The organism is Micromonospora maris AB-18-032, assembly GCF_000204155.1.
Taxonomy (GTDB): Bacteria; Actinomycetota; Actinomycetes; order Mycobacteriales; family Micromonosporaceae; genus Micromonospora; species Micromonospora gifhornensis.
On sequence record NC_015434.1, the window covers coordinates 4096767 to 4111726 of the forward strand.

12 protein-coding genes are annotated in these 14960 nt (G+C 69.9%); 5 read left to right on the forward strand and 7 right to left on the reverse strand.

Features of this window, described 5'->3' with window-relative positions:
* Positions 1 to 17 precede the first annotated feature (17 nt).
* Positions 18 to 1115 (reverse strand): calcium:cation antiporter, encoded by a 1098-nt coding sequence (locus tag VAB18032_RS18125; RefSeq protein WP_013734334.1) that lies wholly within the window; start codon positions 1113 to 1115, stop codon positions 18 to 20.
* A gap of 228 nt (positions 1116 to 1343) precedes the next feature.
* Positions 1344 to 1922 (reverse strand): hypothetical protein, encoded by a 579-nt coding sequence (locus tag VAB18032_RS18130; RefSeq protein WP_148272304.1) that lies wholly within the window; start codon positions 1920 to 1922, stop codon positions 1344 to 1346.
* A 1035-nt stretch (positions 1923 to 2957) separates the two neighbouring features.
* On the opposite strand from VAB18032_RS18130, the gene VAB18032_RS18135 reads away from it, so the two are divergent.
* Together VAB18032_RS18135 and VAB18032_RS18140 are read left to right on the forward strand one after the other, a co-directional pair.
* A complete protein-coding gene (locus VAB18032_RS18135; protein ID WP_013734336.1) occupies positions 2958 to 3716 on the forward strand; it encodes a hypothetical protein in 759 nt (252 codons plus the stop codon).
* Between the two features lie 16 nt (positions 3717 to 3732).
* Positions 3733 to 4425, forward strand: a complete 693-nt coding sequence (locus VAB18032_RS18140) for a tyrosine-type recombinase/integrase (RefSeq protein ID WP_013734337.1) — start codon at positions 3733 to 3735, stop codon at positions 4423 to 4425.
* Between the two features lie 57 nt (positions 4426 to 4482).
* Here VAB18032_RS18140 and metH read toward each other — a convergent pair whose 3' ends face one another.
* Positions 4483 to 7998, reverse strand: coding sequence for a methionine synthase (metH, locus tag VAB18032_RS18145; protein ID WP_193386260.1), 3516 nt, complete (start codon positions 7996 to 7998; stop codon positions 4483 to 4485).
* A 321-nt stretch (positions 7999 to 8319) separates the two neighbouring features.
* Here metH and VAB18032_RS18150 point away from each other — a divergent pair, with 321 nt between their 5' ends.
* A complete protein-coding gene (locus tag VAB18032_RS18150; RefSeq protein ID WP_013734339.1) occupies positions 8320 to 9189 on the forward strand; it encodes a PAC2 family protein in 870 nt (289 codons plus the stop codon).
* 151 nt (positions 9190 to 9340) lie between these two features.
* Entirely contained in the window at positions 9341 to 10132 is a 792-nt protein-coding gene (locus VAB18032_RS18155) for a GntR family transcriptional regulator (RefSeq protein WP_013734340.1), read from the forward strand.
* Between the two features lie 164 nt (positions 10133 to 10296).
* On the opposite strand, the gene mshC is transcribed toward VAB18032_RS18155, so the two are convergent.
* From mshC to VAB18032_RS18175, 4 genes are all read right to left on the reverse strand, one after another.
* A complete protein-coding gene (gene mshC, locus VAB18032_RS18160) occupies positions 10297 to 11544 on the reverse strand; it encodes a cysteine--1-D-myo-inosityl 2-amino-2-deoxy-alpha-D-glucopyranoside ligase (protein ID WP_043721196.1) in 1248 nt (415 codons plus the stop codon).
* Positions 11545 to 11608: 64 nt separating this feature from the next.
* A complete protein-coding gene (locus VAB18032_RS18165) occupies positions 11609 to 12382 on the reverse strand; it encodes an SCO1664 family protein (protein WP_081476286.1) in 774 nt (257 codons plus the stop codon).
* A gap of 41 nt (positions 12383 to 12423) precedes the next feature.
* Entirely contained in the window at positions 12424 to 12999 is a 576-nt protein-coding gene (locus VAB18032_RS18170; RefSeq protein ID WP_013734343.1) for a DUF3090 domain-containing protein, read from the reverse strand.
* Positions 13000 to 13132: 133 nt separating this feature from the next.
* Complete coding sequence (locus VAB18032_RS18175) at positions 13133 to 13837, reverse strand: histidine phosphatase family protein (protein WP_013734344.1); 705 nt, start codon at positions 13835 to 13837, stop codon at positions 13133 to 13135.
* Positions 13838 to 14277: 440 nt separating this feature from the next.
* On the opposite strand from VAB18032_RS18175, the gene VAB18032_RS18180 reads away from it, so the two are divergent.
* Positions 14278 to 14859, forward strand: coding sequence for a hypothetical protein (locus VAB18032_RS18180; protein WP_013734345.1), 582 nt, complete (start codon positions 14278 to 14280; stop codon positions 14857 to 14859).
* Positions 14860 to 14960 lie beyond the last annotated feature (101 nt).

A 14960-nucleotide genomic window follows, 5' to 3' on the forward strand; every position in this document is an offset into this window, starting at 1 on the left:
CGGGTGCCGGCGGGATGTCACGGGCTGGCGGCGAGGAAGACGAAGGCGGCGAACAGCACCAGGTGCACCCCGCCCTGCAACAGGGTGGCCCGCCCCGGCACCACGGTCAGCACGCCGGTTATCACCGTCAACGCGAGCAGGGTGACCTGGGTGCCGCCGAGGCCGAGCAGCAGCGGCCCTTCCAGCCAGATCGAGGCGATCGCGATGGCCGGGATGGTCAGACCGATGCTGGCCATCGCCGAACCGAGCGACAGGTTGAGGCTGATCTGCACCCGGTCACGGCGGGCGGCGCGGGCCGCCGCCAGGGTCTCCGGCAGCAGCACCAGCAGCGCGATTATCACCCCGACGAACGCCGGCGGCAGGTTCACCGCCGCGACACCCGCCTCGATCGCCGGGGACACCGACTTCGCGTCACCGACCACCGCCACCAGCGCGACAAGCAGCAGCCCGAGGCTGATCAGCGCCTGCCGGGTCGACGGCGGATCGGCGTGCACCTCCTCCGGCAGCGTCTCCCCTTCACTGCCCACCGGCAGGAAATAGTCCCGGTGCCGGCCGGTCTGCACCATCACGAACAGGGCGTACAGGGCCAGCGACACCACCGCCGCAAAGGTCAACTGGGCCGGGCTGAACTGCGGACCGGCGCGGCCTATGGTGAACGTCGGCACCACCAGACTGAGCGTGGCGAGAGTCGCCACGGTCGCCAACGCGCCACCCGTACCCTCCGGATTGAACACGGCCAACCGGCGGCGCAGCGCACCGATCAGCAACGACAAGCCGAGGATGCCGTTGCAGGTGATCATCACGGCGGCGAAGACCGTGTCCCGCGCCAGCGACTGCGTCTTCTCCCCACCACTGATCATCAGCGTGACGATCAGGGCCACCTCGATCACCGTGACCGCCACCGCGAGCACCAGTGACCCGTACGGCTCACCGACCTTGTGCGCGACCACCTCGGCGTGATGCACCGCCGCCAGCACCGCGCCGGCCAGGAACAGGCCCACGATCACGACCATGATGCCGTCGAGCTTCTGGTTCCAGGTCAGCGCGAGCACCACAAGGGCAGCGATCGGTACGGACACAGTCCACGTGGTCAGGGTGCGGCGCAACGCGAGCATGATCTACATCCTGCCAGCCATGATGATCATCAACGGCGAAGCCTCCTCACAGTCCCCCGTCCGCGCGGGCGCGCCATGCGCCAGCCCGGCCACCGGCACAATCGGTGCCACCGTTACGCCGAAACGGCGCCTACCGCCCCCGCCCGATACCACCGTTTCGCCGAAACGGAGTCGATCATTGCACCGCGACTAGGCCAGCCGGGCCTCGGCGAGACAACCCGGCGGTGATCAGCCGGCACGGATCAGATCCAGCGCGTGCACCGCCAGCCGGACCGCTGTCGGCCGCATCGCCGCCGCCTGCTCGTCGCTCACCGCACTCACCACTGCCAGCCGGACCTCCATGATCACGTTGGCGTCCAGGATCTCGATCCTGACATCGTCCCGGAGCTGCTGATAGCGGACTGCATCGGCGACGATCTCCGAACCGCCCTCGAACGGCTCTGCCGAAGTCACGGTGACGGAACGCTCGAACCCGGTACGAGCCTCGCCCGCCCCACCAAAGCTCTGCACCTTCAGGAACACGAACCCGCCGCGGAACTCATCCCCCTCGAAGAAGCCCTTGTGGCACCGGAAGTTGGGGCCACGATCGTCGTCCGCCGGCGGTATCGGCATCGGCCCGCCGTCGAAGGCTGACGTGGCGAGCGCGTAATCGACGCGGTCGCATAAGTCCTCCGGCACGGCACGAATCGCGTCGGACGACGCCGTCGCATCCGGCGCTCCGTCGCTGGCGCAGCCCGCCAGCAACAGAACCGGTAGCACAACGCCGGCCACCGCGGTCAGCGCCACACGAGCAGGAAAGATCGTCACGGCGCGTGAGTGTGCCAGACCCCCCGAACGGCGTGAAGGGGCAGATCGACGCGCGGACGTCCCGGAGCCCAGCAGCAACCACGCCCCACCACACCGCCTGGTGCGGTTGGGCACTCAGCTCGACAGGGCGCCGTGACGCCCTTGCGCCCTACTTGGCGTTGTACTGATCTCGCTGGCAGGCATCGGCGATCAAAGGCGGACGCCACGCCGCGCCACCTCGGACGCGGGCAGTCATCATCGGTCAGCATTGGTCGCCGCTGGTTCACCTCGCACGGCCTGGCGACGGCATGATCTTGGTGAGGCAAACCGCCGACTTCGAGGGGGTCTGAACCCCTTACACCCAGCATGTCGAAAGAACATCATCAATCAGATCCTTCGAAGCCCTGGCCAGGGCGGTAGTTGTCGGCAGTTGCCAAAGCTTGCCGCCCCTAGTTGCTCTCACCGCCGACGCCGGGCTGGCCGCCCGCATGGTGGTCCACCGACGATCCGGCAGTGGCAGCAGCGACGGCAGCAGCTGAAAACGCCGAAACGGTTCAACGCCAAGGCGCCGAGGAAGAGCCGGACGGCTAAACAGTCCTGACTCCGATTTCACTCACCACACCCCAGCTGCCTTCAGCCATCCTGGAGTGCCTGAGGACCCCGCCGGAGGCACTGCCCTTGAACTGAACAACACGAAGCCCCGGATCTGCCACCACCCATGGCGGCCCGGGGCTTCGTCGTATGTCGCGCCGGCGGCGGGCTGGTAACCGCGTGCCGGCGGCCGAAGGCCAGAGGCAACGCGGCGGGCCGGCAGGCCCGGCCCTGGTTCGGCGGCGCGGGCGGCCTGCGAAGCGGGCCGCCTTGATCTCGTACAGAAGTTCTCACACGCTCGAAGCCTCCCGAAGCCTCCCGAAGTGGCCTCCCGAAGCCTCCCGCTCGAAGCCTCCCTTCCTGCCCCGTCACGGGACATGCTTGACGGGGCGTCCCACCAGATGCTTGGGGAGATCCGGGAATCGAGGGGCCAAAGCTGTGGATAAGGTCGACTACGCTCCTGGCATGTTGGCCGCGTTCTCCGCCGTGACGGTCCGATACCGGCGGCCGATCCTCACCATTGCGCTTGTTTTGGCTGTGGTCCTGGCCGTGGGCCGTCGGCTGTCCGATCAGTTGGGCTCGATCCTGGGCATCGCGACCATCCTCGCCGGGATGCTGGCGTTGTCGCTGGCCATACTCGCCCTGCTTCGGCCACGGCAGGCGGTCTTTCTGGTCAAGCCCGAGGTTCGGGCGTTCGCCACTGAACCGAGCGCGTTCCAGGTCTATATAGCCGTGGCGTACATGTTCTTGGCCTCACTGCCGCTGGGGGCTCGCGACCTTGACGAAATTTACGGGGGCCACCCGTCCATGGTGTTGCCGTTGCTGCTCCTGGTCGGCGTCGGTGTACACGTTGCCGGCGGCTGGCGTGGTGTTTCGGTCGAGCTGCGACCGGACGGTATCTGTCAACGCGACTTCACCGGCTCCTTGATGGTGCCGTGGGAGGCCCTGGCACCCGGCCGCCCTTCCCAGCCCGCAGTCAGGGCATCCACCATGGCCCTGACCTACGCACAACCGGACCTGGTACGCCGCCGTGGCATACTGCCGCACGGCCGGCGGCGGCTGCGCATCGACAACATCCACCCCTGGTTCATCGCCGACACGATCCGCCACTACGTCGACCACCCACAGCACAGGGCCGCGATCGGCGAACCAGCCGAGTACCAACGGCTCTTGCATGCGTTGACATCTTCGCCCACTGGCCCCGGCCATGGACACGCCTACTAAACCCACTGTCAAACAGTTGCTGGGACGGCCGTGGTCCGTCGACCAACTCACCGCGTTTCGCGCGAAGATGCCGGACCGCTACCGGGTCAGTGTCGACTTGGGCGCGGGCTGCGGCCTGCGGCAGGGAGAGATCTTCGGCGTGAGCCCCACCGACCTCGACCCGACACGGCCCGTTCTCCAAGTGGTCCGACAGGTGAAGCTCGTACGCGGGGCGCTGATCTTCGCCCCGCCCAAGGGCGGCAAGACTCGGGAAGTTCCTCTCCCCGCCTCGGTGTCGCGCCGCCTTGCCGAACATGCCGAGCAGTACCCGCCGGTAGAGGTCGCCTTGCCCTGGGCAACTCCGACTGGTGACCCGGTGTCGGTCACGCTCTACCTGACCGACGCGGACGACCTGCCGCTCAGCCGCTCGAAGTTCAACCCTGGCGTCTGGAAGCACGCGATCCGGGCCACCGGCATCCCGGACGACCGGCGCAACGGGATGCACGTCCTGCGGCACACCTACGCCTCGGTCCTCCTGGATGCCGGGGAGAGCATCAAGGCCCTGTCGACGTACCTGGGCCACGCCGACCCCGGATTCACCCTGCGGACCTACACCCATCTGCTGCCCAGCAGTGAGGACCGCACCCGCCGCGCCATCGACAAGGCGTTCGGTGAGGACCAGGCCGACGATGACGGTCCGGAACCCAGTGACGGCCTGGGGACGGCATGATCATGGTTCAACGCCTACCGCAGGTGCCGGAAGTGCAGGTCACGGCACCTGCGGTCATCACTTGGCGTTGAAGTAGCTGGCCTCGGGGTGGTGGACGACGATGGCGTCGGTGGCCTGCTCGGGCATGAGCTGGAACTCCTCGGACAGTTGCACGCCGATCCGCTCCGCGCCGAGCAGTTCCACGATCTTTGCCCGGTCCTCCAGGTCGGGGCAGGCCGGGTAGCCGAACGCGTACCGGCAGCCCCGGTAGTCGGTGCGCAGCAGGCCAGCCAGGTCGGTCGGATCGTCGTCGGCGACGGTACGACCGTCGGGCAGGGTCAGCTCGGCGCGTACCCGCTTGTGCCAGTACTCGGCGAGAGCCTCGGTGAGCTGCACGGACAGGCCGTGCACCTCCAGGTAGTCGCGGTACTCGTTGCGGGCGAACAGCTTGGCCGCGTACTCGCTGACCGGCTGACCCACGGTGACCAGTTGCAGCGCGACCACGTCCAGTTCTTCGCCGCGGGGGCGGAAGAAGTCGGCCAGGCAGAGCCGCCGCTCCTGCCGCTGCCGGGGGAAGGTGAACCGGGCCCGCTCGGCATGCCCGTTCTCGTCCAGCACCACCAAGTCGTTGCCCTCGGAGTACGCCGGGAAGTAGCCGTACACCACGGCCGCCTCCAGCACCTGGTCGGCGATCAGGCGGTCCAGCCAGTAGCGCAGCCGGGGCCGACCCTCGGTCTCCACCAGTTCCACGTACGACGGGCCCTTGCCACCGCGCGCACCGCGCAGCCCCCACTGGCCCATGAAGGTGGCCCGTTCGTCCAGCAGCGCCGCATAGTCGGCCAGCGGCACCCCCTTGACCACCCGGGTGCCGTAGAACGGGGCGGTCGGCACCGGCACGTCGGCGGCCACGTCGGAGCGGACCGAGGTGTCCGTCAACTCCGGCAGCGACTCGGCGACCACGGCGCGCTGGCGTTCACGGCGGGCCCGGCGGGCGGCCAGGGCCGCCTCCCGCTCGGGATCGATCACCGGCGCGCCGCCACGCTTGGCGGTCATCACCCGGTCCATCAGGGACAGTCCCTCGAAGGCGTCACGGGCGTAGTGCACCTGGCCGGGGAACATCGACCGCAGGTCGTCCTCGACGTACGCCCGGGTCAGCGCCGCGCCACCGAGCAGGACCGGCCAGCGCTCCGCGACCCCGCGCGACGCCATCTCGGCCAGGTTCTCCTTCATGATGACCGTGCTCTTGACCAGCAGGCCGGACATGCCGATGGCGTCGGCGCGGTGCTGCTCGGCGGCGTCGAGGATGGCGGAGATCGGCTGCTTGATGCCGATGTTCACCACCTCGTAGCCGTTGTTGGACAGGATGATGTCGACCAGGTTCTTGCCGATGTCGTGCACGTCGCCCTTGACGGTGGCAAGCACGATGCGGCCCTTGCCACCGTCGTCGGCCTTCTCCATGTGCGGTTCGAGGTACGCCACCGCGGTCTTCATCACCTCGGCGGACTGGAGCACGAACGGCAACTGCATCTGCCCGGAGCCGAACAGCTCACCGACGACCTTCATGCCGTCGAGCAGGATGTCGTTGATGATGGCCAGCGGCGCGGTGCCGGCGGCCATCGCGGCGTCCAGGTCGGCCTCCAGGCCGTTGCGTTCACCGTCGATGATCCGCCGCTTGAGCCGCTCGTTGAGCGGCAGGGCGGCCAGTTCCTCGGCCCGGGTGGCCCGCGCGGACGCCGCGTCGACGCCCTCGAAGACCTCGATGAACCGCTGCACCGGGTCGTAGCCCTCCCGACGCCGGTCGTAGATCAGGTCGAGGGCGATCTCCCGCTGCTGCTCGGGGATCTTCGCCATCGGCAGGATCTTGCTGGCGTGCACGATCGCCGAGGTGAGCCCGGCCTGTACGCACTCGTGCAGGAAGACCGAGTTGAGCACCTGCCGGGCGGCCGGGTTGAGGCCGAAGGAGACGTTCGAGATGCCCAGGGTGAAGTTGACCCCGGGCCAGCGGCGGGCGATCTCCCGGATCGCCTCGATGGTCTCGATGCCGTCGCGTCGGGTCTCTTCCTGCCCGGTGGCGATCGGGAAGGTCAGCGCGTCGATGAGGATGTCCGCGCGGCGCAGCCCCCACCGCTCGGTCAGGTCATTGATCAGACGCTCGGCGACCCGGACCTTCCACTCCGCCGTACGCGCCTGGCCCTCCTCGTCGATGAGCAGGGCGACCACGGCGGCGCCGTGCTCGGCGACCACCGGCATCACCCGCGCGTACCGGGAATCGGGGCCGTCGCCGTCCTCGAAGTTGACCGAGTTGACCACGCACCGGCCGCCGAGCATCTCCAGCCCGGCCTCGATCACCGCCGGCTCGGTCGAGTCGAGCATGATCGGCAGGGTGGAGGCGGTGGCGAACCGGCCGGCCAACTCCCGCATGTCGACGGTGCCGTCGCGACCGACGTAGTCGACGCAGAGATCCAGCAGGTGCGAGCCGTCGCGGGCCTGGCTGCGGGCGATCTCCACGCACGCCTGCCAGTCAGCGGCGAGCATCGCCTCCCGGAACGCCTTCGAGCCGTTGGCGTTGGTCCGCTCCCCCACCATCAGCACACTCGCGTCCTGCGCGAACGGCACGTGGTGGTAGATCGAGGAGACACCCGCGTCGATACGCGGCTCACGGGCCACCGGCGCGACGTCGCGCAGCCGTTCGGCGAGCACCCGGATGTGTTCGGGGGTGGTGCCGCAACAACCACCGACCAGCGCCACGCCGTAGTCGACGACGAAGCGTTCCAGCGCCTCGGCCATGTCCTCGGGCCCGAGTGGGAAGTACGCGCCGTCGGAGGTGAGCACCGGCAGCCCGGCGTTGGGCATCACCGACACTGGCACGGTGGAGTGCTGGGACAGGTAGCGCAGGTGCTCACCCATCTCGGCCGGGCCGGTCGAGCAGTTGAGGCCGATCAGGTCGACCCCGAGCGGCTCGATCGCGGTGAGCGCCGCCCCGATCTCGCTGCCCAGCAGCATCGTTCCGGTGGTTTCGACAGCCACGTGACAGATGATCGGCACCTGCCGGCCCGCCTCGGCCATCGCCCGCTTCGACCCGATCACCGCGGCCTTCACCTGGAGCAGGTCCTGGCAGGTCTCGATGATCAGGGCGTCCGCCCCACCGGCGATCAGACCACCGGCATTCTGCTGGTACGCGTCGCGCAGGCTGGCGTAGGAGGCGTGCCCCAGGGTGGGCAGCTTCGTACCCGGTCCGATGGAACCCAGCACCCAGCGGGGGCGCTCCGGCGTCTCGTACGCGTCGGCGGCCTCCCGGGCCAGCCGCGCGCCGGCCTCGGACAGCTCCCAGATCCGGTCGGCGATGTCGTACTCGGCGAGGTTGGGCAGGTTGGCACCGAAGGTGTTCGTCTCGATGCAGTCGGCGCCCGCCGCGAGGTACGCCTCGTGGACTCCGCGCACCACGTCCGGTCGGGTGACGTTGAGGATCTCGTTGCAGCCCTCAAGGCCATCGAAGTCGTCCAGGCTCAGGTCGGCGGCCTGGAGCATCGTCCCCATCGCCCCGTCGGTGATGAGGATCCGGTCTGCCAACGCATCGAGCAACGAAGTCCGCACATTGTCAGGTTAGTCCGCTCCGGCGCGAACTGAGCCATCGCAGCGTGCCATCCCACATCGTGCCATCGATGACAGCTGCCCCACTGTGCTGCGCCGGCCGGCAACCCGGAGATCGGACGGAGCGAGCGGCCCGGCGTCCGGCGGGGTGTCGTACCGATCCGGAGGCGTGTCGGTGGCGATCCGGCGCGGCCGGCGGGCCCTGTCCGGACAAGGCACGTAGGCTACCAATGTGAGGGACTACAGCGACACCACCATGCACGACGGGCGCACGACCGGGGCGAGCCTGGGTCGCGCCGGTGAGGCACGGGGTGAGGTGACGGCGTGACCGAATTCGACGGGCTGCCGGTGCTGCGGTCTCCGGTGGCCATAGCCGCCTTCGAGGGGTGGAACGACGCCGCCGACGCCTCGACCGCCGCAGTCGAACACCTGGAACAGGTGTGGCAGGCCAGACCGATCACCGAGCTCGACCCGGAGGACTTCTACGACTTTCAGGTCAGCCGGCCCACCATCGCGATGTCCGACGGCGCCACCCGGCGGGTGGAATGGCCCACCACCCGGTTCACCGTGGCCAGCCCGTCCGGCACCGAGCGGGACGTGGTGCTGATCCGGGGCATCGAGCCGAGCATGCGGTGGCGCACCTTCTGCGAACAGGTGCTGGAGATCTGCCACAGCCTCGAGGTCGAGCGGGTGGTGCTGCTCGGCGCGCTGCTGGCCGATGTGCCGTACACCCGACCGCTGCCGATCAGCGGCAGCGCCTCCGATGCCGACGCCGCCAAGCGTTACCAGCTCACCCCGACCCGGTACGACGGGCCGACCGGCATCGTCGGTGTCCTGCACGACGCCTGCACCCGCGCCGAGGTCGACGCGGTCTCGTTCTGGGTACACGTGCCGCACTACGCCAACAACCCGCCCTGCCCGAAGGCGACCCTGGCCCTGCTGCACCGGGTCGAGGAGGTCGTCGACCTGCCGGTGCCGATGGCCGACCTGGCCGAGGAGGCCGCCGAGTGGGAGCAGCGGGTACGCAGCGCCGCCGAGCAGGACGCCGAACTCGGCGAGTACGTCCGTGAGCTGGAGGAGCGGGTCGGCGACGCGGGCATCACCCCGTTGACCGGGGACGAGATCGCCCAGGAGTTCGAGAAGTACCTCCGCCGTCGAGGCGGCTCCGCCGGCCCCACCGCCGGCTCCTGGTAGTCACCCTCGTAAATTTCGCAGGCCCCAGGCGGTATCGCCTGGGGCCTGTTTCTGATCACCTCTCCCCCAGCGCCTGATGCACTGGAGTGTCGGGGTGGCGCGGATCACCACGCGTAGGGCATCCTAGGAACCTAGCTGATAGGGGGTCGGGATGCAGATCAACCCGGGGGCGGCGGAGTTCCCGCACCGACAGATCGCCGCGCAGCTCAAGTCGCAGATCCGGCGCGGCGACTGGGGTCCGGGCGAGCGCCTGCCCTCGATCCCGGCCATCGCCGAGATGTTCGGCGTGGCGAAGCAGACCGTGCAGCGCGCCGTCGACCAACTGCGCGTCGAGGGCGTCCTGATCACCAAACCCGGCTCCGGTACGTACGTCCGCGGCACCCGGCGACGGCTCAACCGGCTGTCCCGGGGGCGCTACGGCGGCTTCCGCGGCTACCACACCGATCTGGCCGCCCGCTACCGGCAGCAACTCGTCTCCGTCGGCCGCTCCCCCGCCCCACCCGAGGTGGCGGACGCGTTCGGCGTACCGGACGGCACCGAGTTGCTCTGCCGCCGACATCTGGTCCGTACCGAGGACTCACCGGTCGAGGTGGGCGCCTCCTGGTTCCTGCCCGCCGACACCGCCGGCACCACCCTGGAACGCGCCGAGGCCTTCGGCCGCCCGCTCTACCAGGAGGCCGAGGAGGCCACCGGCCGACGGTACGCCACGGCCACCGACACGATCACCGCCCGCCAGCCCAGTCGGGAGGAGGCGGAAACCCTCCAGATCCGTCCCGACACTCCCGTGCTGCACCTGCTGCACGTGGCGTACGACGCCCACCGCAAGCCCATCGAGGTCGCCCAGGCCACCTGGCCCGGCCCGGTCACCACCCTCACCGAGGAATACAAGATCCCCGCCCCCACCCCAGACCCCCACCCCGACCCAGGCCTCATCCTCGGCTAACCCCCGCCCGCCCTTCCCCCGTCGATCTTGCACTTCCTGTCGCCACATAAGCCCCGAAAGCCTCGTATCCTCGACCAAAACTGCAAGATCGACGGGGCGAGGGCGCGCACGGGGCGAGGGCGCGCACGGGGCGAGGGCGCGCACGGGGGGAGGGAAGGGAACTGTTAGAGGCGGATGCCGAGGAGGGCGTCGAGGGTTCGGGAGAAGAGGGCGGGGGCGGTGGGGTCGGTGGGGGTGTCCGGCGAGGGGGTCAGGGTCTGGTCGGCCCACTCGTCGGCGAGGCGCAGGGCGCCGGGCGAGTCGAGGTCGTCGCTGAGGCGGTCGCGTACGGCTGCCAGGAAGGCCTCCCCGGACGGGCCGGCAGGGGCGGCGGCGGCCCGTCGCCAGCGGTCCAGGCGCTGGTGCGCGGTGGCCAGCAGGTCGTCGGTCCACGACCGGTCGGCGCGGTAGTGGCCGGAGAGCAACGCCAGGCGTACCGCCATCGGGTCCACCTTGTCGGCGCGCAGCCGGGAGACGAAGACCAGGTTGCCCAGCGACTTGGACATCTTCTCGCCGTCCAGGCCGATCATCCCGGCGTGCACGTAGTGCCCGGCGAAGGGTGCCGCGCCGGTCAGCCGCTCGGCGTGCGCGGCGGAACACTCGTGGTGCGGGAAGATCAGGTCGTTGCCGCCGCCCTGCACGTCGATGGTGTTGCCGAGCAGCGCCAGGGCGATGACGGTGCACTCGATGTGCCAGCCGGGCCGGCCCGGGCCCAGTTCGCCGCCGGGCCAGGAGGGTTCGCCCTCGCGGGCGCCCCGCCACAGCAGCGGGTCGAGCGGGTCACGTTTGCCGGCCCGGTCCGGGTCGCCGCCGCGCTCGGGGAAGAGTTCCAGCATCTCGGCGCGGGACAGGTTGGACTCGTAGCCGAAGCGGGGCGCGGCGGAGATGTCGAAGTAGACGTCGCCGGTGCCGTCGTCCAGCCGGTACGCGGCGTCGTCCTTGAGCAGCACCAGCACCTTCTCGGCGATCTCCGGAATCGACTCGACGGCACCGATGTAGTGCGCCGGCGGGATGATCCGCAGCGCCTCCATGTCCTCCCGGAACAGCGCGGTCTCCCGCATGGCCAGGACCTTCCAGTCCTCGCCGTCCCGCTCGGCGCGTTCCAGCAGGGGGTCGTCGATGTCGGTGACGTTCTGCACGTACCGCACCTCGTGGCCGGCGTCGCGCCACATCCGCTGCACCAGGTCGAACGTGATCATCGTGGCGGCGTGGCCGAGGTGGGTGGCGTCGTACGGGGTGATGCCGCAGACGTACATGGTCGCCGTGCCGGGCGGATCGGTCGGGTGCACAGCCTGCCGTGCCGAGTCGTACAACCTCAGCGCCTTGCTCCTGCCCGGCAAACGCGGCACCTCGTGCCCCACCCAAGACTCCATGACCGTCAGCCTAACCAGCCCGGGGGCGTGGCCATGGCCAGCCAGGGGTGATCAACGCCTCAGCTCACAGGGGCGGCCAGGGCACTGCCGGCCAGTCCCGGGACGGCTGGGGAAAACGGCCGCGGCGGCACAGCCGGTCGATGCGCGCCGCCAACTCGGTTATCTCACTGAGCGTGAGATGCTCGGCGAGTTCGGTGCCGAGCGGGCCACGAACCTGACCGGCGAGCCGGTCGAGCACCTCAAGGGCGTCGGTGGGCAACGGCCGCCCGGCCCAGCCCCAGAGCACCGTACGCAGCTTCTCCTCCACGTGGAAGCTGACGCCGTGGTCGACCCCGTAGATCCGGTCGTCGGGGCCGAGCAGGACGTGGCCGCCCTTACGGTCCGCATTGTTGATCACCGCGTCGAGCACCGCGAGCCGGGCCAGCCGGGGGTCGTCGGCGTGGGCCAGGGCGTACGGTGTGCCGTCGTCGTCGCGGGCGGCGGCGATCGGGAACCAGCGCGGTGGTACGGCGTCGGCCGGGACGAACCCGACAAGCGGCTCGGCGTCGTCGGGCTCGTCGATCCACAGCTGACACGAGCCCGGCCCGAACGGCCCGTCCCGCAGCACGGTCGGCGGTACCAGGTCCCAGCCGGTGGCCGCGGACACCAGGTAGGCGGCGACCTCCCGCCCCGCCAGGGTCCCGTCCGGGAAGTCCCACAACGGACGCTCACCGCGCACCGGCTTGTACACGCAGCGGGCAGTCGTGCCGTCGAGGGTGAGAATGCCGCGCAGGGTGGTGTTCGACGCGTCGACCAGCCGACCCTCCACGGTCAGTTCACCGTCGCGCAGCAGGCGCATCGCGGCGACACCGTCCTGTCGGGGGGTCACGCCGGACGCCGTCACCGGTGATAGCCGTTGTTTCGGGGGCAGAGGTGACCCGCCGGGTCGAGCGGCTGGCCGCAGAGTGGGCAGGGTGGACGGCCGGCGTTGACCACGCGCCGGGCCCGTTCGATGAACTCGCGGGTCGCCTCGGGGGTCAACCGCACCCGGAGTCGGTCGAGGTCCTCGTCCGGCTCGACGTCGTCGGCCTCGTCCTCCTCGGACTCGCCCAACTCCATCTCGGCCTCGACTTCGCCGACCGCGATCGCCTCGATCACCACGGTCGCGGTGTCCGCGTCGAAGGCCAGGCCCAGCGTGCCGACCCGGAACTCCTCGTCGACCGGCGTCTCCAGCGGCTCGTTGTCGCCGACCGAGGCCGGCGCCTCGGGCAACTCCACCCCGAACCGTCGCTGGGCCTCGGTGAGCAGCTCCTCCAGCTTCTCGGCGAGCAGGGAGACCTGGACCTTCTCCAACGCGACGCTGACCAGTCGGCCACCGCCGCGCGCCTGGAGGAAGAACGTGCGCTCCCCCGGCGGCCCGACGGTCCCGGCGACGAACCGCTCCGGCGGCTCGAAGGCGTGCACCTGGTGCGTCATACCCACGACCCTATCCGGCGGCCCCGGGCACCGCGCACCCCACCGACCCGATTTCCGGTACGCTCCCCGGCCCGCCGCGCCGCCCTTGCGCTCGTGCGGTTCGGGGGCCTGTCGTCGGCCCGGGGCGGGCGGCTCACCGGGTCCCTCCGGCCCCACCGCCCACCGCGGCGTCCGAGTCGGTGGGCCGGCTGGCCCGCCGACGCCGCTTACGCTGCGGCGGGACCAGCCCGGCCAGGTCACCGCCGACATCGTTGAGGCGCAGCAGGAACGGGCGCAGCGGGGTGTAGCGGATCGCGGTCACCGACGCCGGGTCCACCACGATCCGCTGAAAAAGATCAAGGTGTACGCCGAGCGCGTCCGCCACGATCGCCTTGATCACATCGCCGTGGCTGCAGGCCAGCCAGACCGCCTCGGGGCCGTGCTCGGCGGTCACCCGGGCGTCCCAGGCGCGTACCGTGGCGACGGCGCGGGCCGCCATCTGTGCCATCGACTCCCCCTCGGGGAAGACTGCGGCGCTGGGATGCTGCTGCACCACGGGCCAGAGCGGCTCCTTGGCCAGCTTCTTCAGCGGTTGTCCTTCCCAGGTGCCGTATCCGCACTCGATGAGCCCGTCGTCGGGCACCGGCGACGCCTGCGGCAGCGCCAGTTCGAGGGTGCGCCGGCAGCGGACCAGCGGGCTGCTCACCACCGCGGCCAGGGGCAGCGCACGTAGGCGCTCACCCACCGCCGTGGCCTGGGCCTGACCGGTCTCGTCGAGGTCGACCGGTTGTCGACCGGCCAGTCCGCCGTCGGCGTTCGCGGTGGTACGTCCGTGCCGCAGGAGCAGAAGTGTGGCCACGTACCCACCCTAGGCCGCCGACGCCCCCCGATGGTCCGCACACCGTTCGCGGCGCCGACACCCGTCTCGCGCCTTCCATGCCGTTGTGGGGTCTGTCTGCCTGGCTGCGGTCCGTGTCAGGACCCAAGCGAACCGTTGGGCGTTATGCCGGATTCACCCGCGTCCCCTCGACGGAATGTCGAGGGGGTGCCCGGCGTTGTGATCGGTGGCCGACCGAGCAGGGCCGGGCAAGCCACGATCCCCCATCCAGGCGGCACGGCCGGCGGGAATGACCCGCCCCGGTAGGTCGTTATACCTGGTCCGGTGCCGCGAAAGACCTCAGGTCCGCCGCCGGACATCCCCCAAGTCTTTCCTCTCATGCTCTGTGCGCCATGACGGCGCTGGTGTCACCTTGCCGATCCCTCGTCGGTGACGCCCGACCCCCGAATGGAGCTTTGATCATGAACACCATGCTGCGTAAGAGCGTCCTCGCCATCGCCGGTCTCACCGTCGCCGGTGGCCTCGCCGCCGGCCCGCTCAACCACACCGACACCACCACGAACACCAGCACCGCCACCGTCGCGCAGGCCACCAAGCCCGACACCGCCAAGCTCATCCCCCACGGCGTCCAGGGCAACCAGTCGCACATCGACCTCAACGACGAACAGGTCGCCAACACCAAGGCCATCATCGCCGCCACCAAGAAGACCGGCATGGACGAACGCGCCGCCGTCGTCTCCATCGCCACCGCCCTGCAGGAGTCGAAGCTGGAAAACCTCGGCCACCTCGGCGACCGCAACGACCACGACTCCCAAGGCCTGTTCCAGCAGCGCCCGTCCAGCGGCTGGGGCACCGTCGAACAGATCACCGACCCCGAATACTCCACCACCGCCTTCCTCAAGGGCCTCCAGCAGGTCGACGGCTGGCAGAACATGCCCCTGACCGAAGCCGCCCAGACCGTCCAGGTCTCCGCCTACCCCTTCCACTACGCCCAGTGGGAACAGCAGGCCGCCGACCTCGTCGCCGAACACTGGAACAGCTGACCCGAAGACCTTCCTCGTACAGGGGGAACAAGACCGATGGCCGGCACCCGCACCCGGGTGCCGGCCATCAGCGTCTTCACTCCCACCAAACCACCCGCGAA

Coding starts and splice junctions, on each gene's coding strand:
- VAB18032_RS18155 (WP_013734340.1), top strand. CDS start 9,341: ATGCAGATCAACCCGGGGGCGGCGGAGTTCCCGCACCGACAGATCGCC.
- VAB18032_RS18125 (WP_013734334.1), bottom strand. CDS start 1,115: ATGCTCGCGTTGCGCCGCACCCTGACCACGTGGACTGTGTCCGTACCG.
- VAB18032_RS18165 (WP_081476286.1), bottom strand. CDS start 12,382: ATGCGCCTGCTGCGCGACGGTGAACTGACCGTGGAGGGTCGGCTGGTC.
- VAB18032_RS18135 (WP_013734336.1), top strand. CDS start 2,958: ATGTTGGCCGCGTTCTCCGCCGTGACGGTCCGATACCGGCGGCCGATC.
- VAB18032_RS18170 (WP_013734343.1), bottom strand. CDS start 12,999: ATGACGCACCAGGTGCACGCCTTCGAGCCGCCGGAGCGGTTCGTCGCC.
- mshC (WP_043721196.1), bottom strand. CDS start 11,544: ATGGAGTCTTGGGTGGGGCACGAGGTGCCGCGTTTGCCGGGCAGGAGC.
- VAB18032_RS18180 (WP_013734345.1), top strand. CDS start 14,278: ATGAACACCATGCTGCGTAAGAGCGTCCTCGCCATCGCCGGTCTCACC.